The 23,998-nt window shown below is 45.4% G+C and carries 24 protein-coding genes and 1 pseudogene; 2 read left to right on the top strand and 23 right to left on the bottom strand.

Annotation, left to right across the window (positions count from 1 at the left end):
* Positions 1-4: 4 nt before the first annotated feature.
* The 7 genes and pseudogenes from DW085_RS01235 to DW085_RS01195 form a co-directional block, all read right to left on the bottom strand.
* A complete protein-coding gene (locus DW085_RS01235) occupies positions 5-967 on the bottom strand; it encodes a hypothetical protein (RefSeq protein WP_243033875.1) in 963 nt (320 codons plus the stop codon).
* A gap of 2 nt (positions 968-969) precedes the next feature.
* Positions 970-3,108, bottom strand: coding sequence for a precorrin-6A reductase (gene cobK, locus DW085_RS19475; RefSeq protein ID WP_243033874.1), 2,139 nt, complete (start codon positions 3,106-3,108; stop codon positions 970-972).
* Positions 3,101-3,784: a precorrin-3B C(17)-methyltransferase gene (gene cobJ, locus DW085_RS01220; RefSeq protein ID WP_117795792.1), complete on the bottom strand. Its 684-nt coding sequence runs from the start codon at positions 3,782-3,784 to the stop codon at positions 3,101-3,103. Before cobJ ends, cobK begins: the two co-directional genes overlap by 8 nt.
* Before the next feature lie 29 nt (positions 3,785-3,813).
* Positions 3,814-5,054, bottom strand: a pseudogene (locus tag DW085_RS01210) (cobalamin biosynthesis protein).
* Positions 5,055-5,175: 121 nt separating this feature from the next.
* Positions 5,176-5,949, bottom strand: coding sequence for a precorrin-4 C(11)-methyltransferase (cobM, locus tag DW085_RS01205; protein WP_022358712.1), 774 nt, complete (start codon positions 5,947-5,949; stop codon positions 5,176-5,178).
* 23 nt (positions 5,950-5,972) lie between these two features.
* The gene (gene cbiD / locus DW085_RS01200; RefSeq protein ID WP_118490810.1) at positions 5,973-7,205 is read right to left on the bottom strand and encodes a cobalt-precorrin-5B (C(1))-methyltransferase CbiD; all 1,233 of its coding nucleotides are present in this window, start codon (positions 7,203-7,205) and stop codon (positions 5,973-5,975) included.
* Between the two features lie 323 nt (positions 7,206-7,528).
* Positions 7,529-7,762: a hypothetical protein gene (locus tag DW085_RS01195; RefSeq protein WP_022358715.1), complete on the bottom strand. Its 234-nt coding sequence runs from the start codon at positions 7,760-7,762 to the stop codon at positions 7,529-7,531.
* A gap of 127 nt (positions 7,763-7,889) precedes the next feature.
* Here DW085_RS01195 and DW085_RS01190 point away from each other — a divergent pair, with 127 nt between their 5' ends.
* On the top strand, positions 7,890-9,305 hold the full coding sequence (locus DW085_RS01190; RefSeq protein WP_118472688.1) for an alanine/glycine:cation symporter family protein: 1,416 nt from the start codon (positions 7,890-7,892) through the stop codon (positions 9,303-9,305).
* Between the two features lie 65 nt (positions 9,306-9,370).
* Here the strand turns inward: DW085_RS01190 and DW085_RS01185 are convergent, their stop codons facing one another.
* Positions 9,371-10,549, bottom strand: coding sequence for a phosphoribosylaminoimidazolecarboxamide formyltransferase (locus DW085_RS01185; protein WP_118490808.1), 1,179 nt, complete (start codon positions 10,547-10,549; stop codon positions 9,371-9,373).
* Positions 10,550-10,849: 300 nt separating this feature from the next.
* A complete protein-coding gene (locus tag DW085_RS01180) occupies positions 10,850-11,563 on the bottom strand; it encodes an IMP cyclohydrolase (protein ID WP_117795557.1) in 714 nt (237 codons plus the stop codon).
* Positions 11,564-12,131: 568 nt separating this feature from the next.
* Here DW085_RS01180 and upp point away from each other — a divergent pair.
* The gene (gene upp / locus DW085_RS01175; protein ID WP_022358719.1) at positions 12,132-12,761 is read left to right on the top strand and encodes a uracil phosphoribosyltransferase; all 630 of its coding nucleotides are present in this window, start codon (positions 12,132-12,134) and stop codon (positions 12,759-12,761) included.
* A 347-nt stretch (positions 12,762-13,108) separates the two neighbouring features.
* Here the strand turns inward: upp and DW085_RS01170 are convergent, their stop codons facing one another.
* The 14 genes from DW085_RS01170 to DW085_RS01100 all read right to left on the bottom strand — a co-directional run bounded on the left by DW085_RS01170 (position 13,109) and on the right by DW085_RS01100 (position 23,993).
* Entirely contained in the window at positions 13,109-13,627 is a 519-nt protein-coding gene (locus tag DW085_RS01170; RefSeq protein ID WP_118472690.1) for a hypothetical protein, read from the bottom strand.
* A gap of 12 nt (positions 13,628-13,639) precedes the next feature.
* Complete coding sequence (locus DW085_RS01165; protein WP_118490806.1) at positions 13,640-14,791, bottom strand: AAA family ATPase; 1,152 nt, start codon at positions 14,789-14,791, stop codon at positions 13,640-13,642.
* Between the two features lie 97 nt (positions 14,792-14,888).
* Positions 14,889-15,110: a hypothetical protein gene (locus tag DW085_RS01160; RefSeq protein WP_118490804.1), complete on the bottom strand. Its 222-nt coding sequence runs from the start codon at positions 15,108-15,110 to the stop codon at positions 14,889-14,891.
* A 188-nt stretch (positions 15,111-15,298) separates the two neighbouring features.
* Positions 15,299-15,571: a hypothetical protein gene (locus DW085_RS01155; RefSeq protein WP_147353135.1), complete on the bottom strand. Its 273-nt coding sequence runs from the start codon at positions 15,569-15,571 to the stop codon at positions 15,299-15,301.
* Positions 15,572-15,682: 111 nt separating this feature from the next.
* Positions 15,683-16,456: a hypothetical protein gene (locus tag DW085_RS19470; RefSeq protein WP_243033873.1), complete on the bottom strand. Its 774-nt coding sequence runs from the start codon at positions 16,454-16,456 to the stop codon at positions 15,683-15,685.
* A gap of 1 nt (position 16,457) precedes the next feature.
* Positions 16,458-16,841, bottom strand: coding sequence for a VOC family protein (locus DW085_RS01145; RefSeq protein WP_118490802.1), 384 nt, complete (start codon positions 16,839-16,841; stop codon positions 16,458-16,460).
* A 177-nt stretch (positions 16,842-17,018) separates the two neighbouring features.
* Entirely contained in the window at positions 17,019-17,306 is a 288-nt protein-coding gene (locus DW085_RS01140) for a hypothetical protein (protein WP_243033872.1), read from the bottom strand.
* 53 nt (positions 17,307-17,359) lie between these two features.
* Positions 17,360-18,235 (bottom strand): hypothetical protein, encoded by an 876-nt coding sequence (locus tag DW085_RS01135; protein WP_118490800.1) that lies wholly within the window; start codon positions 18,233-18,235, stop codon positions 17,360-17,362.
* Between the two features lie 38 nt (positions 18,236-18,273).
* Positions 18,274-19,431 (bottom strand): P-loop NTPase fold protein, encoded by a 1,158-nt coding sequence (locus DW085_RS01130; protein WP_118490798.1) that lies wholly within the window; start codon positions 19,429-19,431, stop codon positions 18,274-18,276.
* 162 nt (positions 19,432-19,593) lie between these two features.
* On the bottom strand, positions 19,594-20,211 hold the full coding sequence (locus tag DW085_RS01125; RefSeq protein WP_347474940.1) for a VanZ family protein: 618 nt from the start codon (positions 20,209-20,211) through the stop codon (positions 19,594-19,596).
* Positions 20,212-21,117 (bottom strand): sugar phosphate nucleotidyltransferase, encoded by a 906-nt coding sequence (locus tag DW085_RS01120; RefSeq protein ID WP_347474939.1) that lies wholly within the window; start codon positions 21,115-21,117, stop codon positions 20,212-20,214.
* A gap of 163 nt (positions 21,118-21,280) precedes the next feature.
* Positions 21,281-21,508 (bottom strand): DapH/DapD/GlmU-related protein, encoded by a 228-nt coding sequence (locus DW085_RS01115; protein ID WP_207663886.1) that lies wholly within the window; start codon positions 21,506-21,508, stop codon positions 21,281-21,283.
* Between the two features lie 275 nt (positions 21,509-21,783).
* Positions 21,784-23,250 carry an oligosaccharide flippase family protein gene (locus DW085_RS01105; RefSeq protein WP_118491166.1) on the bottom strand — a complete coding sequence of 489 codons (1,467 nt, stop codon included), beginning with the start codon at positions 23,248-23,250 and terminating at the stop codon, positions 21,784-21,786.
* A gap of 14 nt (positions 23,251-23,264) precedes the next feature.
* Complete coding sequence (locus DW085_RS01100) at positions 23,265-23,993, bottom strand: glycosyltransferase family 2 protein (protein ID WP_347474938.1); 729 nt, start codon at positions 23,991-23,993, stop codon at positions 23,265-23,267.
* Positions 23,994-23,998: the final 5 nt, after the last annotated feature.

Here is a 23,998-nt window from a genome sequence, read left to right as displayed (position 1 = left end):
TCACTCAATTGATATATTTTTGCTGACTCCCTTTGGCACATACATCCAGCCATTTTCGCAAAAAGTCTGGACAGGATACATAATAGAGATGCGGAAATCCGCCAATCTGTCCTCCCTTTTCATGGATGCAGCGCCAGCTTCGGTTTCCGGTCGGTTTGACTGCCTCCCAGTCGGTGCCTGGATCTTCGCTCTCCCAGTAATGGAACTCATGCCCGTGAATTTCCTGACCAGATGAGGTCAGCAGACGCACATAGCCAAACCGGCGCAGGCGGTTCGTCCGGTAAGCGTCAAATGGATAAACGCCAGCCATTTCCCAGTGTTTTCCATCGCTTCCTTCAAGAGTACGGTGTAAATATAAAAATCCACCACATTCCGCCAGAAACGGCATTCCCGCCGCAATCGACCGCCGGATACTCTCACGCATCGCCGCGTTCTTTGCCAGCTCCCGTGCATAATTCTCCGGATAACCACCGCCAAATAAAAGCCCATCCACTCTGTCCGGGATTTTTTTATCCCTCAGTGGACTGAAATAAACCAGCTCCGCACCCATCTGTTCCAGAAGGTGGAAATTTTCCTGATAGTAGAAGCAGAATGCCTCGTCACGGGCAACACCGATGCGGACGCGCGAGGTGACTTTTTGCTCTTGACATGCTGGGAATTTCGCTATACTTTCCGCCTCCATTGATTCGTTTTCTGCTTTTTCTTTCTCTTTGTTTTCTATCCTCAATGGAAGCATCCCTGCCACTTCCAGCACCTGCTCCACCGCGATCGACTTTTCCATCTGATCTGCCAATCGCCCGATCCGCTCGCGCAGCCGATCGATCTCGCCCGGCAGAAAAAGTCCCAGATGGCGGCTTTCCATGCGGTATTCCTCGGATTCCGGCAGATAACCAAGCACCGGAAGCCCCGACGCCTCTTCCACGGCTGCTGCCAGCCGCTCATAATACATCGAAGAAACCCGGTTCAAAATCACTCCGGCAATATGGCTTTTTTTCCGGAAATGTAAAATCCAGATGCCATTGCTGCCGCCGACAACGATGCGCCCTTACAGTCCAGCACCAGAATCGCCGGCGTGTCTGTGATCTCTGCAATCTCCCAGCTGCTGGCGGACGTTTCTGTTCCGCCCAAGCCGTCATAATAGCCCATGACACCCTCTAAAACTGCGATTCCCGCCTGTTCTTCCCGCACTGCATCCACCAAAACCTTCCGCACGCCTTCCGCCGGCAGAAAAAAGCTATCGAGATTTCGCCCAGGAATGCCGAGCACATAGCGGTGAAACATTGGATCGATATAGTCCGGTCCACATTTGCACGCGATCGGATTCAGACCGCGGCGGCGAAGGATTTCAAGCAGTCCGCAGGTCAAAAGAGTTTTTCCACTGCCGCTTTTTGGGGCGGCAAGCATGATACGTGGAAATACTCCGACAGAATCTGCAGGAAGCAAACGTTTATCTTCTTGTTCAAGCCTTTTCAGCTGCTTTACATTCTTTATTTCATCCGTGACTTCCAGCAGCATCAAGCTCAAATCCGCAAATTCCAATTTTCTCATTTCTTCCGCGGTTCCGCTCCGGATCTGCTCTTCCGGGTACGATAAGTTTTCACCAACCGTCACCTGTACATTTCCATATCCCGCCTGTGTCAGATGTTCACAAAACTGTCCAGCTCTATTTTTGCCGCCCATGAGGATAAACGCACGCTTAGCCGGTTCTTCTGGATCACACAGACGTTTCATCACCCGATCGACAGACAATTCTCTTCCATGTGCGGAATAAATCGCCGCATCTTCCCAGTGCGTCCCCAGGCGTGCCGCCAGATAACTGACACAGGATGTACCCGGATAGACGGTAAATGGATAACCAGCTTCCCGCAGCCGCTCTGCCATCCTGGATACCCCGCTGAAAAAGCCGGTATCACCCGAATACAGGATGACCGCCTGCTTCCATTCCGGGTGCTTCGATACAATCTGTATCACATCGTCAGGAAGATATGCTTTATAGCACTTCGTTTCTTTTTCCACCGCAGCCGTTGATTCCTGTCTGTTTTCAGCTTTTTCTTCCTTGCTAATCAGCAAATCATTCTGCAGCGCTCTCTCCGCGGATTCCAGCATACGCACCGCGCCAATCAAGGCGTCACTCTCTCGAATTGCCCGAAGGACTTCCCCTGTCATCTGGGACGGCTGTCCCATGCCAATTCCCGCCAGAATCAAATGTGTTTTTAACTCTCCAACATTCCCCTCATCCGCCTTCTTCAGCACCTCCATTGCCTCTTCCAGCGAAATACCATCCTCCTCCGGTCTGCGGATCACAACCACTCTGGTTCCATTTTCACGCGCCGCTTCCACCTTTTCCTGAAATCCGCCCGCACGCCCGGAATCTTTCGTCAATAGCCACTCCGCTTTTGTCTGCCGGAGAAATAGCGTATTCATTTCGGTGGAAAAAGGTCCCTGCATCGCAATCAGATGGCTGCCAGTTATCCCCAGTTTTTCACATTTCTTCAAAACATTCGAAGTTGGAAGCACTCTCGCATACACCCGTTTTTGATAATCTGGTATCTGGCACAGGGCTTCCAGTTCTTTACTGCCGGTTGTGGCAAAAATCACGCCGGAAACAGAAGAAAGAAATGACACTGCCTCCTGAATGGAATCAACCTCGACCCAATCACGTGCTTTGTTTTGTTCGCCCTCTGCGCGCAGGCACCGTTCCAGGCGGACACCGGTCCGTCCGCACGCTTCCTGGATTTCTTCTGAAACAAGTCTGGCATGCGGATGGGTTGCATCGATCACAAGATGAATCCCCTGGTTTCGGATAAATTCTTCCATCTGGTAACGATCCATCCGTCCACGTAAGACTTTTATCACTGAGGATGCCTGAACCGTTTTCAAGCTTTTCTTTGCAAAACAAATCTCTTTGTCAGCGCATTGCCCACTTTCCTTCGTATTGTGGTTCAAATCTGGATTCCCTGCATTCCCAGATTCCATCAGCTCCTCCTGCAAAAGCTCCTCTCCATACTCCGAAGCCACGCTGACCCACGCCTCAATCTTTTCCCGGCTGCAATATTCCGCCAGCAGGCGCCCTTCTGTCGTTCCTCCAAATATCCATATTTTACACATCGCGGTATCCCCTCGGTGTCACCAGACATCCATTTAACATCTGCGTTTCCTTATTTCCAATAAATACGGTCGTAAACATATCCACCGGCGTCTTTTCCAGTTCTGCCAGTGTCAAAAGGTGCACCGCCTCGCCCTCGCGGCCAATATTCTGTACATATCCGCAGGCAGTCTCACCACTTTTATACTCTAAAAGAATCCGGCAGGCACGCTCCAGATAATCGTGGCGTTTCCGGCTGGATGGATTGTAGAGGCAGATAATAAAATCCGCTTCCGCCGCTGCACGCAGCCTTTTTTCGATCACTTCCATCGGCGTCAGAAGGTCACTCAGGCTGATCACCGCAAAATCATGTCCCAACGGTGCACCGAGAATGGCTCCGCCTCCCAGCGCTGCCGTCACTCCTGGAATTACTTCCACGTTCACATCCGGGTACGCCTCTGCCATCTGCAGCACCAGCCCCGCCATGCCATAGACGCCGCTGTCCCCACTGCAGATCATTGCTGTTTTCCGACCATCCTGCGCCGCTTTTAATGCCATCTCACAGCGTTCCTTTTCCTGGCGCATCGGCGTTGTCAGAAATTCCGCCTGTGGATAAAATTCTTTTACCAGGTCCACGTATACCGTATAACCGATGATCACCTGGCTTTCCCGCAAAATGCGGTCTGCCCGGACCGTCATCTGTTCTCTCGCCCCCGGTCCAATTCCGATCACGTATAATTTTTTTTCTTCCACTGCTGCCTCCTTACTTGCTCCGATGCCGGAACCGCTACTGCTGCCGTTACACCGTTAAATGCCATTTTCTGTACTCTCAGATCGATCGCAGGCAGATTTTTCTCATCCATCTCCCGTTCCCGGTAAATCCGGCGCACCCCCATGACGGCTGCACGCTCACAAACATTTCCTACCCCTACTGTCTTCCGCACAAACGGCGATTCTGCAAACTTCGTACCGGCACTCTCCAGCTCTTCCGGGGTAAAACTCCACAGTTCCACATCCCACTCCTTCGCAAGCGCCAGAATGCCATCTCATTTTTCTTCCGATCCACCGTTGCAATCGCCCGCACCGCACTTTTATCAATCATCGCCCGCGAAAGTGCCACTCTTGCCATCTCCCGGACAGCATTCAGGGACGAATCCCGGCGGCATCCCATTCCAAGAACAACCGTTCGCGGATACAGGCGCAGAAGTTCCGGCGTACCTGATTCATTTTCCGGCTCATAACTTTGCTCTTTCTTCTGCTCACTTTTCTGCCCAAGCGATCCTATATCGGATTTTCCGACAGACATATCTATCTCAGCCGCCTTCGCCGAATCGCCGGTTTCCACTGCCACTACCGCCGCTGCTTTGGCTGCATCCCGCTGTTCCTTCTTCTCCTGCAGCCCAATCACCATATCCCGGCGCACCAGAGACGCTGGGGCATTTTTCGGGCATCCGCCCTGTTTCAGCGTCACATAGATGTTTTCCTTCTGCCATACGCCCGGAGTAATCTCTGCCGGAACGATTCCATCTACTGGATAATCACTGAAAAAGCCAATTTTTTCACCGCGCAGCTCCGCCGCAGAGATTTGTTTCGCCAGTTCCCGGTCACTGATCACCAGCTCATTTTCCGCTGCAAATACATCAACTGCAAATGCCTGCCGCAGATCCGTTGCCGTCGTAATTACCGGTTCTGCCCCCAGAATCTGCGCCGCTGCCTCTGCCAGTTCATTGCATCCGCCCACATGTCCAGACAAAATCGGGATCGCATAACGTCCCTGCTCATCGATCACCAGCACCGCCGGATCTTTCAGCTTATCCTGCACCCACGGCGCAATCAAACGGACTGCAATCCCCGCCGCCCCGACAAACAAAATTGCTTCCTTCTCCTGAAATGCTTCCTTGACCACCTGTTTCAGCGGTTTCGAATGTTCGGATCCTGTATAATCTAAAAAGTCAAACGCCTCTTCCATCTGCTGGCTTAATTTCTCCAGCAGGCGCGTCGCCGTTTCTTTTCCCTGTGCAGTAAAGCAAATGCAGATACCGTTCCTGACCCGAAGTTTCAACTGCTCCATTTATAACAATCCCTTTCTATTACTCATATACAAAACCATCCGTCCCCTGACGGAATTCAGTTGTGAATTCTGGCGCATATAAACGTGAGCGCTCGTATCCCGCCTGGGCAGTCACATCCCCGACGATAATCAGAGCTGTTTTTTTGATATTTTCCCGCTCTGCCGCCTCTGCAAGCGTGGCAACCGTGCAGACAACCCGCTTTTCATCCGGCCAGGTCGCTTTGTACACGATCGCCGCCGGCGTGTCCGCCTCATATCCGCCCTTTATCAGCTCTTCCGAAAGCTTCTTCAGCATTCCCGTGCTTAAAAATATAACCATAGTCGCATGATGCGCTGCAAACGACGCGATGCTCTCCCGCTCCGGCACCGGTGTCCGCCCCGCCATCCGGGTGATAATCACGCTCTGTGAAACGCCCGGCAAGGTATATTCCAGATTCAATGCAGATGCCGCGCCGCAGAAAGAGCTGACGCCCGGGCATACCTTATAAGAGATATTTAACTTGTCCAGCTCGTCCATCTGTTCCCGGATCGCACCATACACACAGGGGTCGCCTGTGTGAAGCCGCACCGTCATCTTACCCGTCGATTCCGCTTCTTGGATCTTTTCGACCACTTCTTCCAGCGTCATTTTCGCACTGTCATAGACAACGGCTGATTCTTTTTTATAATCCAAAAGCTCTGGATTGACCAGAGAACCTGCGTAAATAATCTGGTCTGCCTGATTCAAAAGGCGTGCTCCCCGCACTGTGATTAAATCTGGCGCTCCCGAACCTGCTCCGACGAAATATACCATATATGTGTTTTCTCCTTTTTTATTTAATATTCGAATCTCAACTTTTCGTAATTTATGATTCTTCTATCTATCATTACTTCCATGCCTCTCTCCATCTCCAGCAGCTCCCGCACATACGCATCCGCCCCAGCTGTCCGCGCCATCAGTCCATAATTGCTCGAAAATAGCATTACCTCCGTCTGAACGCCGCTCTCTTCTTCCAATACCGCTTTGACCTGATTCGCTACCTGCTCCATGACCTGTTTCAGATATCCATGTTCATATAGGAAATCTGCCGCTTCCTCAGTCGTATTCATCGGCAGCAGGGCATCTGCCTCCGGAAATCCAACGGTCCGCGCGCATGCAGACAAAATCTCCATCCGTCTGTCACCATACCGGGAATGTGTATTCATCACACCACCTGCCACTTTGACCAGTTTTCCAACATGCCCTGCCAAAAGCGCCTGGTGAATTCCTTCCTGTGAAAGCATTTTAAAGCTGGTCCCGATAAAATTACTGCACTTGATGAAATTTTCCATCGAAAGCCCGGTTTCTTCTTTTAAAAATCGTTCTCCATAATTGCCTGGCGCCACTGCCAGCAGCGAAACATCCTCCTGAGCGTGCACCCGGATATCCAGCCGGATCGTCTCAACCAATGCCGCCTCACTCATCGGGTTCACAATCCCAGTTGTTCCAAGCACCGAGATACCACCGATGATCCCCAGATGCGGGTTAAACGTTTTCTCCGCCAGCTCCCGCCCGGCAGGGATAGAAATCTCAATCCGCAAAGGTAACTCCGGCATGCCCGCCTCCCGGCGTGCCAGAGCCGCCTCCCGGAAAATAGCCGTCCGCGGTACCGGGTTGATCGCGTAATGCCCCACCGGACACGAAAGACCGTCCCGCGTCACCATGCCGATGCCCTCGCCGCCGGTTACCTCAATTCCCGGATACGCCGGATCTGTGTAACCGCTTTCAGTTATGCTATCATGACAAGCCAGGACGGCCCGTGCACAAACCAATGTCCCATTCGTCACATCCGGATCGTCACCGGAGTCCTTCTGTACACCGCATACTGCGCTATCTTCCTCCCGCTCTGCCCGGACAATCGGCAGAATCACCCGGACGCCGGAAGGTGTCACTGTCTCTGCCGCCGCAGGTGCTTCCCCTGTGCAGAGAAACAACACCGCCGCCCGCGTACACGCCGCCGCGCAGGTTCCGGTCGTAAATCCGGTTCGAAGTTCCTTTTTTTCATCTGTCTGTTTCTTTTCCGTCTCCATCTGCCTCCCTGTATGCCATTTTCTGCCTGAAGATTCTTCTGTCCATTATAGGAGATTTACACCCGACTTTCAACTTATTACTATTTATCTTTAATTAAAATTCCAGTAACAATCCCTCATTTTCCCCTTGCACTTTCCTCAACTGTGCGGTACAATACGGAATATAAATAAGTAGATTTAATTACATATTCAAGAAATAGTTATTATAAACGTGCAAGGACAGCTAACATGTAAATATAAAAAACCGGAAAGATCTTCTCTTTCCGGCATTTTAAGTCTCACACACTTTAAAACAATACAGTTTTAAACAACAACGTGAAACATTATTTGGTACGGACAACCAGATGGGCATTGACATACTCCCAGGAGTATGTACCCGCTTTGCCGCCGTCCTCAATGAAAAATGGAGTTACCATCTTGTAGCCTTCATCCATCATCATGGTTGCAGCTTCCAGACATGATTCCTCTTCGTTTTCAAAATCAACATTAATGCATGGATTCTCTTCCATGGAAGGATTGTCCTCATTCGGATCTAAATGTGCAATTGCGTACTGCATATGAATTCTCCTTTTCCTATGATACTGAGAGTCTGAAAACTCCCTACCACTCATTATAACTATCTTTCAATCAAGCGTCAAGCACCTGCGGGCGCACCTTTACTATATAAAATTTTGGGGTGAAAACATGAATACAATTATCAATTTAATCGAAAAAACCTACTATTTCCTCTGGGGTGACTGGATTCATCTGCCGCTTCCTGGCGGAACAACCATCAACCTGCCGCTTCTGGTTCTTCTGCTCGTCCCGACCGGTATCTTCTGTACTATCCGGACGCGGTTCCTGCAGATCCGAATGCTTCCGGATATGCTGCGCGCGCTGCTGGAAAAGGCCGAAACCGGACACAAAGGTGGCTCTCTCTCCGCACTCCAGGCACTGATCGTGTCAACTGCGACCCGCGTCGGTATGGGAAATCTTGTCGGTATCGTTGCCGCTCTCTCCGCCGGAGGCGCCGGTGCGTTGTTCTGGATGTGGGTAACCGCGCTGCTCGGTTCGGCAACCGCTTTCATCGAGGCGACCTTAGCCCAGCTTCACAAACAGCCGGATCCGCTCTACGGCGGTTACCGCGGCGGTCCTGCTTACTACATTCACGACTGGATCAACAGCAAACGCCAGAAACAGGGCACGCCGGTTTCGAAGAAAAATCTTCTCTCCGTACTGTTTGCGCTCTCCGGTCTGATCTGCTGGTGCGGTATCAGCCAGGTCATCAGTAATTCCGTGACCTCTTCTTTTAAGAATGCATTCGGCATCCCGCCGATCTACTCATGCTTGTTTTTAGTTCTCCTTGCGGCAGTCATCGTTCTTCGGAAAAATGCCTCCGTCAGGGTTCTGGATCTGCTGGTTCCGATCATGGCAGGCATTTACATTATCCTGACCCTGTTTTTAATTATCGTGAACTTCCGCCAGCTTCCAGGCGTTTTTGCCCGCGTTTTTGAGGAAGCACTCGGTCTGCGCCAGGCAATCGCAGGCGGCTTCGGCGCCGTATTGATGAACGGTGTCAAACGGGGACTTTTCTCCAATGAAGCAGGAAGCGGTTCCGCCCCGTGTGCGGCAGCGACGGCAGAAACCTCCCATCCTGCCAAAGTCGGACTGATGCAGGCGATGGGCGTTTTCATCGACACGCTTCTCTGCACCTGTACAGCCATGATCATGCTGCTGGTCCCGGCTGATAAAATCTCCGGTCTGGAGGGCATGGATCTGCTGCAGGCGGCAATGAGCTGGCATTTCGGGGAATTAGGCGTCATTTTCATAGCCGTAATCCTGTGGCTGTTCAGTTTCACTACCTTCATCGGCATCCTCTTCTACGCCCGCTCCAATGTGAGCTACCTCTTCGGAGACACCTGGGCCGCCCAGACGGCGTACAAGATTCTCGCCCTGATCATGATGTTTGTCGGCGGACTGACCGCCTACACCTTTGTCTGGGATCTCGGTGATGTCGGTGTCGGTCTGATGACCGTCTTCAACCTGATCGCGCTGATTCCGATGTCGAAAGAAGCACTTGTAAGCCTGCGGGATTATGAGGCAAAATATAAGAAATCATAGCCACTTTATTTCGAAATAAAAAGGGCGTGTGAAAAAACTCTCGTTTTTTCACACGCCCTTTTTCATTAATGATGGAACAGACGGATTCCCGTAAATGCCATTACAATGCCATATTTATTGCAAACCTCGATTACATTGTCATCACGAACCGATCCGCCCGGCTGTGCGATGTACTGAACGCCGCTCTTGTGCGCGCGCTCAATGTTGTCGCCAAATGGGAAGAATGCATCAGAACCAATGGTTACACCCTTCATGCCGTCCAGCCATGCGCGTTTTTCCTCACGGGTAAATACCGGCGGTTTTACCTTGAAAATTTTCTGCCATGCGCCCTCTTCCAGCACATCCATATATTCTTCTCCGATATAAACATCGATCGCATTGTCGCGGTCTGCACGCTTGATTCCATCCACAAACTGAAGATTTAACACCTGCGGAGATTGGCGCAGATACCAGTTGTCGGCTTTCTGACCTGCCAGACGGGTACAATGTACACGGGACTGCTGACCTGCGCCGATACCGATCGCCTGTCCATCCTTCACGTAGCAGACAGAGTTGGACTGTGTATATTTCAGGGTAATCAAAGATACGATCATGTCGATCTTCGCGTTATCCGGCAGCTCTTTATTCTCAGTCACGATATTCTCCAGCAGCTCACGGTTGATTGCCAGATTATTTCTACCCTGCTCAAAGGTCACGCCAAATACCTGTTTGCGCTCCACCGGAGCTGGTACATAATCCGGATCGATTTCAATGACATTGTACTTGCCATTTTTCTTTGATTCCAGAATCTCCAGAGCCTCCTTGGTATATCCCGGAGCAATCACGCCATCCGATACTTCTCTCTTGATGATGCGCGCCGTATCTGCATCGCAGACATCCGACAAAGAAATAAAATCGCCGAAGGAAGACATGCGGTCTGCACCTCGTGCTCTGGCATATGCACACGCAAGCGGAGATAAGTCTCCCATATCATCGACCCAGTAAATCTTACGCATCGTCTCGTCTAACGGAAGTCCTACCGCTGCACCTGCCGGCGAAACATGTTTAAAAGAAGTTGCCGCCGGAAGCCCGGTTGCCTCTTTCAGTTCTCTTACCAGCTGCCAGCCATTGAACGCATCCAGGAAATTGATATATCCCGGTTTGCCGCAAAGTACCTTGATTGGAAGCTCACTGCCGTCCGCCATAAAAATGCGGGACGGTTTCTGGTTCGGGTTGCATCCATATTTTAACTCAAGTTCGCTCATCTTCATTCCTCCTGTATACCCATTTAAACGCATGATTCAAATGCTGTTTCAAGTCGAACGTCCGTGAGACTTGGCGCGTGATTCTGGTCAGCGAAGCTGACATATTCTTTACAGAATCACTGCGCATCCTCGCGGAGCGTTTATCTCAGTCGGAGAATGGACTCCCACTGAGACAAACTTGCTATTACTCACCACCTGAAGAGGTGGGAGTCTTCTCGACTGAGATAAACAATTTTGTCTCTGACCTGTTTTCATTTTCAGACGGTTTTTGACTTTTTTTAACTATTTTCCAGTCTGTTCCTACTTATTTTTATTAATGATCTTCGTCTGTGTCTCTCTGGTCGCAATATCAATATAGCGCACAAACAGAGATACCTTATTATCCGGGTTCAGATTCTCCCAGAGTGTCGCTGCAAACTCATCCAGGCTGTCCGGAATCTCGATCTTTTTCGGCTCACCCTCGAAGCTCGGAAGCGGATTGCCGTCGTGCATATAGGTGTGGATGAAATGTCCCTCGCCTGCAACCGGCTTCTCATACGCATATGTATAACGATGGCAGGAATCCGGATTGCCGTCGTTGGATTTCAGAATCGACAGCGCATAGTTGTAACCGCCATCCTCGATATGCAGGATACCGGAAATACGAGGCGTGTAGTTCGGCGCATCCGGCTCGAACTCGCGGCTTCTGAGGGACTGCTCAAAGGTCATCTGACGGTCCATTCCCTCATAAATCGTATCAGTCTGATCGCCGTTGGTCACGATCGTTTTATTTCCCAGCACACGGACCGGTGCATAGATAATCAGGCTCGGATCTTCCAGCTTCGCCGGGTCAAATGCCTGTGTGCGGATGCCCTCACCTTCTTCTACAAACACACGGTTGCGGCTGTTCTCGCTTCTTCCCATGATAAAGTAAGCCGTAACCGCCTTCTTTCCGTCCGGCGTCCGTCCAATGATAATTCCGCGTCCCGGATAAGAATTGTTTTTCAGTTCCTCTGCTATCGATACAGTCTTCATAATGGCAAAGCTTCCTCCTTCATTGTTGTGCAATAATTCACTACTTTATATTTTACCACATTCTATTCTCATTTCCAGTTAGATTTATTGATTTGTTTTCAGAAGTATTGCTTATATATAATGCTGGTATTATTTTTTATTCTAATAAACATATAAAAGCACCTGCATTCTTTTACAAATGCTCTGCACTACTTCACGACAAACCGCGTTACTGTTCACGCATACGTGCCCAGTAACGGAATTTGCCGTGGCTTCGCATTTAAATACGGCAAATTCCTGCTGCCACCACGTTTTCTTACGGCACTTTCAGTTCCAAAAGTGCCTACCCCGGAACAGTAACTTTACCGATGCTTTTTAACAAAATACATCATAAAACAGACTGTTCAATCTGTACAATTCGGTGTATAATTAAAGAAAATATGCCATCAGGACGATACATTTCACATATGTATACAGATTTTGGGAAATGACGGCATGAAGATAGCACAAAATTAGCAAGCGGTCTGCGCTATGCACCGTTACGAAAAAACGTTCATCATCAAAATTCAAGAAAAGGCAGGTTATGAATATGAAAAATGTAACAATTCTCGATCACCCGTTGATTCAGCACAAGATCTCGCTCCTCCGCAACAAGAACACCGGAACCAACGAATTCCGTTCCCTGACCGATGAGATTGCGATGCTGATGGGCTATGAAGCGCTTCGCGATCTTCCGCTGGAAGATCAGGAAGTAGAAACTCCGATCGAAACCTGCAGCACTCCGATGCTGGCTGGTAAAAAACTTGCCGTTGTCCCGATCTTACGTGCCGGTCTCGGTATGGTAAATGGTATTCTGGCACTCGTTCCGTCCGCAAAGGTTGGTCACATCGGACTCTACCGCGACGAGACAACCCATGAGCCGCACGAATACTACTGCAAGCTGCCAACCCCGATCGAACTGCGTACTATCGTTGTCACTGACCCGATGCTGGCAACCGGCGGTTCCGCAGTGGAGGCAATCGACTTTATCAAAGCACGCGGCGGAAAGAACATCAAATTCATGGCAATCATCGCTGCTCCGGAAGGATTAAAGAGACTGCATGAGGCACATCCGGATGTCCAGATCTATGTCGGTCATGTAGATCGCTGCCTGAACGAAAACGCTTACATCTGCCCAGGTCTGGGTGATGCAGGGGATCGGATTTTTGGTACGAAATAAATCAGAGTTGCCAACCTTCTCGGCATATCAGCAGACGACCTTCTCGTAGACAGTCTGACACACTCGGCTTCCACTGCCGATTCCGAGATTCACCGTCTGCTTTTGGACTGCAACACACTTGAGCAGGAGATTCTCACCCGAATGGTAAAGGAACTGAAAGCGATTTTATACGGATTGGGAGTATGATTTTGTAACCCGTTGACCACATAACACAAAAACCCGCATAAGCCACAACTGCACTTCGGAGCATGCCGGGGTGCTGTCTGTGGTTCATGCGGGATGAGGCAAAAAAAGAAGCCCACCAGCGCACTATGTAGGATTTACACGGTACGCCAGTGGGCAAATCTTTATTTTAACAGATCTGATAAACTATATTCACCTTTAGGAATATTTGCGGTTCTACGGTACTCTTTTATTGCATTAACTAATGTCAGTGGATTACTAAAATAATCTTTTACAAAATCATACGATTTCACATTATGCATACGAAGATCTGATTTACAGAATTCACTCGGTTTCTTTCCTGAACGCTTAAATCGCTCATAAGCTCCTTCGCTATGAATAATCAGCATCTCTATCTCCGGAGCAGTAATAACATTGATCACATCAACCTTCTTCTCATAGGCTTTGCTAAGCCTAAACTCTTCTCTCCGAGAGTCAAGAATCCTTATAACAGAAATCTGATCTTTAAATCCTTTACGTAAGAAGCGTTCCTCAAATGTCTTAGCACTCCTGCAGCGAATAACATTTTCTTCAAGCATATCTTCTCTTGTAAAAATCAAAAGATTATTATCCACTAGAACATCAATAATTGCAGCTTCTGCTGATCCTTCACATACACACGCTATATATGGTGCTAACTTCATCCTACCGCCCCCTTATTTAATTGAAGCGGCCAGATTTTTCTTCAAACGCATATATGCTTCATACGCTGGAGTTGTTCCTTCCAGAAATCCGCTTTGATATGCATCGCTCTTCTTAATGTCATTGCGCTTTAGAATATAGCTCAAGTTTTCCACTGTAATGCCATTTCGATTTCTTACAATACAAATTCCATCATTTCGGTCATATTCATCCAGCAGTTCCGGATAATGCGTTGTAAAAATCAGCGTTCCGCCTCTCTTGTTAAGTCGGCTATCCATGAAGAAACGCATCAGAGTCGTTACAATTTCTTTATTAAAATGATTTTCAATTTCATCTACCAGAAGGTATCCTCCAGATTGAAGAACCTCTTTCACCATCGAAAATGTAATAATGCCCTTAATTGTACCAGAAGACAAATACTGCTCAAGATCTACCGCATTATTCAAGATAATCTCATCTTCATCTCTAAATTTCAGATGAATAAATGTTTTTCCTTCCGCCTGCTCAAAACATAGCTTCTCGATAGTCGGGTCAAGAAAAGTAATTACTTCCAGCGGAATATCTTCTGTAAAAGGCAAAACATTCACATTCGTATATGAAAGAAGGCTAAACACCTCAACGGTGTCATTTACCTTTTTATTATGAGCGATAATAAAGCTGACATCATCTGAAAGGTAAGCTTCATTACTATTACGTGTGTCAACAGGCTCTATTCCATCGAAATCCGTCAAATATTTTTTCGACTTAACGCCTGCAATCGGCTTTTCCCATAGTCTTTCAGACAAGATTGAATACACATACTCGCCTGTCTTTGCCTTTTTCGCTGTAATCACGGTTTCAAGACAGCAGATATATTTGCGCTTATCATAAAAGTATGTGCGAATCGCAGCTTTCTCTGACCCTCCAAGAATGGTTTTTGCCTCCACATGATTGATTGGCTCATTCTTTATAATGTTCAGTGCTAAATTTATGACTTTCAGCACAGAGGTTTTGCCAGAAGCATTGATTCCAATAAACGCACATGCAGAATGAAGGTAATAGTTGTCAATCAGATTATACAGATTATTCCTGTCATCTTCACTCACACGCTGCTGAGTGTAAAAGCAAATATCCATGTCTTCCTTAAACAACGGAAGCCCTTGTGCTGTAATACGAAGTATTTTCATGTACCGCTCTCCCTTTCAAAAACGGATTTCGCGTTTTTATTTTCCATCAAGTTCATTATACCCTATTTCCTAGAAATTATCAACGCCTTTCTCGTTTTTATTTTCCGTATTTCAAACTCCGATACGCATCCAGCACAAACTCCAAAAACTGGGGACTCATCTGCTCCAACATGCTCTTTCCATCCACATTCCCCAACATGGTCACACCCGCTTTTGACAGGTCATCTTCTCTCTTCCCCAACTCCATGATGCTGTCTGCCACGGCCGCATCGATGAACGCCGCGAACTTTGCTCCGTCAACATTGCTTTGTACCGGCATCGGTGCACTTGGCGAATAAAAATGAAATAGAGGAATTGCTCAGAATACAGGCAGAAGATAATAACTGACCAGCGCCCCAATGTGTATCACACACAGCGAGGGCTTTTTTGAACTCCAGAAGTTCATTTTATTTCCGTTACAAACTATATACTTCCATCATAAGCCGTATCCCGACTTTCAGACCTTCCTCAAAAGCAGTCTTCTCCCATGCACAGCACACTGTTCCCTGCCGGTCCATAATCTTCTCCCAGAGGGGAATCTTTATCTCCGACATAGTCATCTACGAGCCTATTCATACCTTCCAAGCCACGCAGCCACTCTTCCAGTTCCTTTTCCTTGACCTTTGCGGTTTTCCCGGCAACTGTGTTTTTCTCTACTGGATTATTCTCCGTGTAATGTTCGTAGATCAGATCAAGCAGATTCTCCACTGGCGGATAATACTCTGGTTCCGTTTTCCTCAAATACTCCTCCAGCATTTTCTTCAATTTTTCTATAATGCTACCATCCTTCCCAACTGAGATTCACATCCTCAGTTATGGCACATATTACCGTAGACTTCTGTACATAGCAACCTATTTTTTGCGGTTTTTCGGATGCCCCATCTTCTCCTTTACTTCATCCGGCACATCGATCAGCCCGAACCGATAGAATATCCCATAAATGTAAGTCACGCCCCGGATATCGCCCAGAGCTTTCGGGCGGTCTACCACTTCTCCTTTAATATTCTTCAGCGCCAGCAGCACTGAACTCCACGCTAGACTTTTACTCTTCTCCTGGCGGTCGATCCACAGCTCTTTTGTGTACTCACCGTTCCTGCCTTTTTTAATTTCGTAAGAGAATGGCAATCCAGAGTATGTTTTAAATCCTACCCCGGCATAGGACACAACCATGCCCCAGAAGTTTTCTTCTGTCGGATCACCCCTCCACCGCTTCATTGCTCTGTATCTCCGCTGCCGCTCTGCTCCGACACTGATCTTCCCTTTTTCTGCTGTGCTTGGGAAGTACACACCTTTCCGATATGGCAGGTACGAGGTGACGGAGGCTTTGGAAAGTTTCAGAGTGTTTGCAGTTGAGAGTATGGAGGTTTTGTAGTCTTGTGTTTCACGGTATTCTTGAAAGGTAGCTTGCACCTTCTCCGCCACTTCAGATTCATACACACCGGCCGTGATGAGCAGCTTTCTTACTTTGATTGGATTTAATCCCAGTTCTTCGCCGATGGCCTGCAAGGACATCTCAGAATCATAAAGTGCCACAGCACTTTCCATCTGCTCTTTCAGATTTTTCCCAGCATCGTACTCTGGCTTCAACTTCTTCCGGCCACCGCCTGGTTTTCTTGTTTTCTTCATTTTACTCATGCAGCTCCAACGGCAGTCCGTCCGGGTCATGGAAGAAAGTCATCTTCTTGCCGGTGTAATCATCCACACGAATTGGCTCACATTCAATTCCTACCTCTGCCAACTCATTCACTGTCTGCTCCACGCTCTCCACACAAAATGCAAAGTGACGCAGCCCACAGGCCTCCGGGCGGTTCACACGCTTCGGCGGGTTTTCTTCTGCAAAAATCTCCAGCTCTATGTGTTCGTTAACACGCAGATCCAGCTTCCAGTCTTTACGCTCTGGGCGATAGTTTTCTCTGATGACAGAGAATCCCAGCTTGTTCACATAGAAATCCTTAGCTGCTTCGTAGTCAGATACGATGATTGCAATATGATGTATTTTTGATAAATTCATTTTATGTCACACTCCATTTCTTTTATTTCCGTTATAAACTATATAGCGACCTCAAAAAAACCGTGTGCGCTTTCCAGCTCCCGGAGGAGCCTGTGTTCCTCACACGGCATTTATTTTCTCTTGGATTCTTGTTTTATTTCAGTTTTTCCAGAATCTCATCAGCGCTCATACCGCTGGCTAATAATCTCTTAACCACACTCTCGGCTTCAGCTTCTTAGCTTCTTCAGCAGCCTTAGCATCTGCCTTTGCCTTCTTCACTTCCAGGGATGCCACTTCTTTTTCGACCTTCTTCAAAGCAGTCTTCTTCTCCTTCAAATCAGCCTTCAAAGTGTCAATGTTAGCGGTGATGGAAGCGATCTCAGTATTTAGAGATGCAACAGTCTCCTGCTTCTCTGCGATCTGAGATGCGTAGTCTTTGGTGGTATTGATTTTGGGACGGTTTTTGCTACCTTTGGTTCTGGGCATAGGTGATAACCTCTTTCTTTTTTTAATGTTTTAAGTATAGCACTGCAGAAATATTATTTCAACTTAGCGAGAATATCATCAGCACTTACACCATCTGACAGCATCTTTTCAATCACATCGTCTATCTCAGATTTCTTTGCTTGTTCCGCTTCTTGTTTCTCTGCTAATGCCTTTTCCTCAGCTTTTATTCTATCTTCTTCCTCTTTATTTTGAATTTCTTGTAGCTTTTGCTTCTGTTCAACAATCAAATTATCGATTACTTCAAGAAAACTATTTGCATGTGCCTCAGATATTGGTAAAGATTCAACTCGGCATTTATCCAAAATCTGCAATACACGCCGTTTTAAGGTTTGGAATCCCTCTTCTGGCAACTTAATCTTATAGTCCTGTGTGCATATATTAACCTGCCACATTCTCTTAAAGTAATCTACAAAGCTACTTTTTTCTGCATTTGTCACCTTTTCGAACCCATCCGCTGTGGCCTCGGCCATCTCGACATCAAACATATCAAACCGCTTATTCTGCGTTTGAGCCAGGGCATTCAAGGGTTTTTTCTTCATCAAGCTCACATAAAGAGCTTTGTTCTTTTCAAACATCAATGTGTTGGAACTCAAAAATTCATTAATTATTTTATATGCATTCCATTCTTCCGGCAAAAATAAATCCTTATTGTCATCACCAATAATCATACGGTGGCGTGGTTGCTCTTCTCCGGTATGAATCATTTTCTCAATCTGCTTATGAATCCCATCGCAAATTTTTTCCCACTTAATGTCTGGAAGCTGAATATTATACTTTCTAGCCCAACAACTATTGTACAGCAAATTCACATAATCATTTAACTCCAATGTGCCAGTATATGCTTCTTCCAAAAGTATCGGGTATCCGTCTCTTATATCAACTTCATCTAAATCTAAAAGTCTATTCATTCGCACTTTTTCTTCCGGGGTAATAGCTTTGTCTCTATTTATGACATAATCAAATTCTGCATCAAGAGTATCTTTCGCCCACTCTCCATGCCAAATCCATTGCTTAATTCCACCCGTAATGAATTTATCATCATAAAATCCAGGTAAAGTATAGACACCTTTTCATCAGAAAAAAGCGTTCCATATCGTGCACTTTCTGGAATCAATCCCGCCCGGAAACACAATACATATGAAAGATATGTAAAAAGCCATTTTTCTCTATTATCAATATGCTTTTCATTAAGTAATATATATATTCTTTTAAAATCTTGAATTGCGCATTTAAGGCTTCGGATGTTATGCGGTCTATGTTTAAGCAACTCCTGAATTTTGTCTTTTTCACTTTCGAGTTCTGCCCTTGAATTTCCAGAATATTTCTTTGAGATCAACTGTTCTAGTGGTATTCCTTCTACTGATGCACCTGAAAAAATAGAACTAATAATTTCCTTATATTTTACAAGGAGTGCTTTGTATTCTTGAGAAACCACATCATCATCCTTACACTCTATACTATCAATTACATTAGAAACCACTGAAGAGTAATCCGGTACATAATGTATCGTTCTTTGGATAATTTTTTCCTTTATTTCACTATACTTAATTTTATCTTTTTCACTTGACTGTATTTTTTCCTCATTTGCCACTACGATTGTATTAATATGAAGATTTTCACAATAATCGTTGATACAGCCTAACAAATCAGACGTTGGAATATCAGTACGCTCCAAATCATCAAATATCAAGATTACTCTTTTATCTCCCATTTTAGGTTCGACTTTTACGAAATCAATAGCATTAAAAGATAATACTCCACTCACAATGCTTTTCCAAGGCTCTGGAAGGTGTTCAGCACCTTTATCCGCAACTGTCTTAAAAACTCCAGTATACTTTTGAGCCTTTTCAACCCATCCAGACGCTGGAGTATTTAATTCAGCTACGGTTCTAAGCCAACATTGCTTTACTTCTTTCTTTACCTCTTCTATCGACGCCATGCCAAATAGACTCACACGCAAAAACACACATTTATCCTTTAGCACATTTGATAAACTATTATTTAATAAATATGTTTTTCCACATCCCCACTCACCAGTGAGCATCAGTGCTCCCACAGGTTGTGGTTCATCACAGTAATATTTCAGTTCTTCTAAAGTATCCATATCGTAGCTCCTATGAGGTCAATCGCTCATTCTTCACATCTCAGCCGATTATCGAATTCCTGATTCTTAGATCGTTGCCTGCTGCCCACCACGGAGAGGTGTGTGATTATCAGAGCAGCGTAGGGAGCTACCGCTCCCAGTATATCACAATTTCATCCAATTTTACAGATGCTTTCTTGCCTTCATCACTGCACAATACATCAATCCGCCAATCATTCCACCTACTGTATTATAGAAGATGTCTGATAGCTGAAACGTACCTAGACGGAGCAATAACTGCAACATCTCAATGCTCACCGAAAAGATAAATGCTATCTTCCCGCTTTGCCACAGGATCTTCTTCCAACCGTTTCCTATCTTTTCTTCGAATGTCCACATCACTACGGCAGAAAACGGCACCATCATGATCACATTCTCAATACACTCCGTTGTCAGCTTCTGTTCGCCGTTCACTGTCTCCCAGATGCCCCAGCCGCCCATGACATCGGATAAAGGATTCATCCACAGCTGACGGTTTAACAGGGTTCGGAACAAAATAAGTGAAGTCACAAAGGCCAGGAAGAATAGTTTCCGAAAGAACACACTCTCCTTGAATTTCTGATACCACGTCACTATGGCACTCTTCCAACCTTTGCCTGCTGCGGTAGGCTCATACGCATACAGGTAGAAAAACATAGCAAGAAAAGAAAGCAAGAGTGAGAATCCAAACGGCTCATACAAAGCAATCAGGATGTTTGTGAGGATCTTTCCGAGTAAATCAATCGTTTCTTTCATCGTCATTTACAGATCACTGAACAAGTCAGCCTTGTACACACCATTCTCCAGCATCTCCTTGAAGCTGTCCTTTACAGCTGCGACATCCTCATGATAGGTCATGCCATACCATGTATCATTGGTTTTCAGAACCTTTACGGACATCCTGCCTTGCTCTAATAGCTCACCGATGAAGATAGGGATTAGATATTCTGCCTTCATAGGATTGCCGGGTACTTCTTTCTCAAAGAACTCTTTGAAGCCTTCTTCCAGCACACCCAGGAAATCAGGAGTTAATCCCCACATATTCATAGAAACAAGTGAATTAGCGTCGATCACCACACCATCTGCCTCTGCTCCAACAGCAGTTTTTACGATGTTCTTGGTCTCCATAACCTCTGTCAGGTTATGCTCCTCATCCATCTTGCAGACACCACGGGTTACACCGCCATAATCGGACAGAGTATTCTTCAGAACAAATCCCGCCATGCAGGACTCGCCGCCATTCACCAGATACTCATGAACAGCCTTGAATCCTTCTTTACCATAGTAGTCATCTGCATTGATAACTATAAACGGAGTCTTCAGCAATTCGTTAGCTGCCAGTACCGCCTGACCGGTTCCCCAAGGTTTTGTACGACCTTCCGGAAGTTCTCCTGGAATATCGTTAATATCCTGGAAAGCGTAATCTACAGTTACATTATGAGATGAGCAGATAGATGCAATACGGTCACCAATGACCTCTTTGAACTCCTTCTTGATATCCTTACGGATGATAAATACTACATGGTTGAAGCCAGCCTCAATCGCATCATGAATTGAGTAGTCCATGATGATATGGTTCGCATCATCCACCGGCTCTAACTGTTTAATTCCTGTTCCGAAGCGGCTGCCGATACCAGCTGCCATAATAAGTAATGTTGTTTTTATCATTCACTTTCCCCTCATACTGTTTATGTTTAACGCCGTACTAGCTTTATGCGATATATCGTGTTATCTATGTTTTTGTTCTCCTAGCGCTATTGAATATCAACATTCAATCAGGTTTTGAGTTTAGGTGGCAAAAAAAAATAATTTTGTTATTAATGTGTCCCACTTATAATTCTTTAATTTTTTTAGCAGGAACTCCACCGTAAAGACAATCACTTTCGCAATCTTTTGTCACAACAGAACCTGCTGCAATAACAACGCCATTACCAATAGTAACCCCTGGCATAATCAATGAATTTGCGCCAATCCAACAACCGTCGCCAACAATTATAGGCTTTGGATGATACATACCTGCCCTGCGCTCAGAATCGGCCACATCATGATCACTATTCATAAATGTTACATTCATTGCGATGTTGCATTTATTTCCAATAACAATATCTGCACCTAAATCAAACCAGCATTCATAATTAACAAATGTACCCCCCCATTTTCAAATGGCCTTTTCCCAGTCCCAAATAACATCTTGGCTTTATTTCGCAATCCGCTGGAATTTCCGCACCATATAAACGATAAATTTTCATTCTTAACCGTCTATGACATAATACTCCGGCCGCAATTGAATTCAAAATAAAATCCTTAATTATTCCCTTCATCCTCATATGCTCCTTATCTATTTTCTTGCAAAACTTTTTTTAGGTAGTTCATAATAGTATCACGCTTAACAAAAGCCATCACTATAGCAATACCAATCAACATATATTTTAACCACAGGATATTATTTACAGCCATTATTGCGAATCCACCGATTATAACCCCTATGGACAATATTAAAATAAATTTAATATCATAAATCTGAATTCCGTCAAGTAGTTCCTTGCACACTTTCTTATAAAACAAATAGTGAACAAAGCAAAAGAATAAGTAGCAAAAAAATGTTGTATATGCCGCTGCTTGATATCCGAAAATATTAATAAAAATATAGTTCAGTATCAAATTTAAAACTGCGCAAAAGATAGATGGAATAACAACTGTAAGCTTTCTCTCATAATATTCTTGAAGTCTTGCAAATAGCTGAAACAGGTAATTAAAAAATACACCTATACAAATCGGCACAATAACAGTAGCACTTTCAATGTATTTTTTTCCTCCAAAAATCAGAACCACTTCTTTGCTAAACAGCATCAAACATCCTAACATTATTGCCACAAACAATAAGACTTGATTAGCTACATTTGATAAACGCTCAAAATTTTTTGCTTTAATTTGTTGATATTGATACGGAGCAAATGATGAATTCAGAGCTCCTGTTATTAAATTAATTAGCGATCCTACTGAATAAGAAACACTATATATTGCCACATCGCGTGCGCCACTCATATAATTTATCATCAATTTATCGGAACTTTGTAATACAAACTCTGACAAGTAATGCGGCAGCAAACTAACACAAAAAAACAATGCAAATGACCACATTTTTTTATTATAAACTGTATGGTTGTGCTTAAATATTGATATATATATTCCCAATCCAATAATCGCAGTTACTATGCTTTGTGGAACTAGCCGACCTTCAGCAGTATCAGATACGAAAAGTACACACAATACTCCTAGTAAAGACGAAACCGCAGTGAGAAGGATCGTAACTATAATCAGGCTTCGATATTCATATGTATACCTTTTATAAACTTGCCAACAGTGAATGCCTGCTTGGGCAATAAAAGTCGCAAATAGGCATATAACCAAGGTTTTTGACATTTGCATCCATCTGGATATCTGATCTACAAAAGCTAAAGACACAATAAACCATACTAGTGTAAGAATTAAACTAAGTCCGCTTACTGCTGATAAAACTTGTTCTTTATTGTCATATTTGACATAGAGGTTCATCATTGCCTTATATAAAGATAATGTAGTGGTTAAAATCAAGACATTCTGCCACGATGTAAAAGTTGACACCAGACCGTACTGTTCTTCCGACAATACTCTGGTAAATATTGGTGTCGTTATCATGGTGATACCACGTTGCATGAAATTGCAAATGGTAAACCAAAAGCCAGCCTTTACCGGCAATGACATATTTTTATATTTCTTCTGAAATGTTTTCCATATATTACTAACTCTATTCACGGTCATGTGGGCTACCTTCTTCACATCTTTTCCTTTAAGAAAATTTGTAGTTCCTCCGGTGTCCCAAGAACATGAACTTTATCAGAATCTACAATGCTGATAGTAACATCCATGCCCTTCTCAATCATATAATTATAAAGAGGTGCGATATATTTTTCATTTTTTTCCATGTGCCTGTCATCCACATAGTATTCTTGATATAAATCTTCATAAAGTTTGGCCGAAGAAAAATAATATGCTCCTAAGGTGCAGTTGTCGGAAATTCTCACTTTCTCCCGCACTTCTATGACTTTTCCAGCATTGTCAAGTTTTGCAAAACTCCAGTGGTCACCTTCTGCATGGAAGCATGGGATGTGTCCATCTCCCGAAATATCCTCATATTTCATTTCACCAGGCTCAACATAAGTGTCAATATTATAAACCACAATTGCATCATTTAGATTACAATAAGGAATTGCCAACATACATGTAGTTGCCTGCCCATCTGTCATACGATCAATTTCCACAATTTTCACATCATGGATTCCGTATCTCGCGCAATGTTCTTTTATAAACGCCTCTGCTTCATCTTCTTTTCTTACCACAAACACATATCTGCTTACAATTTTGTTATATCCAATCAAACTATCCATTGACCAATCAAAAAGTGTTCTCCCTTTTGCGTCAATCATATATTTAGGACAGTTATATCCTGCCTTGCGGAATCGACTGCCTAAACCAGCCATCGTGATAATTATAGTCATGCCCATATTTT

Source organism: Clostridium sp. AF50-3, from assembly GCF_003477445.1.
GTDB classification, from domain to species: domain Bacteria; phylum Bacillota; class Clostridia; order Lachnospirales; family Lachnospiraceae; genus Otoolea; species Otoolea fessa.
The sequence above is the reverse complement of the archived record's forward strand: the minus strand, read 5'-3'. Positions and strand labels throughout refer to the sequence as shown.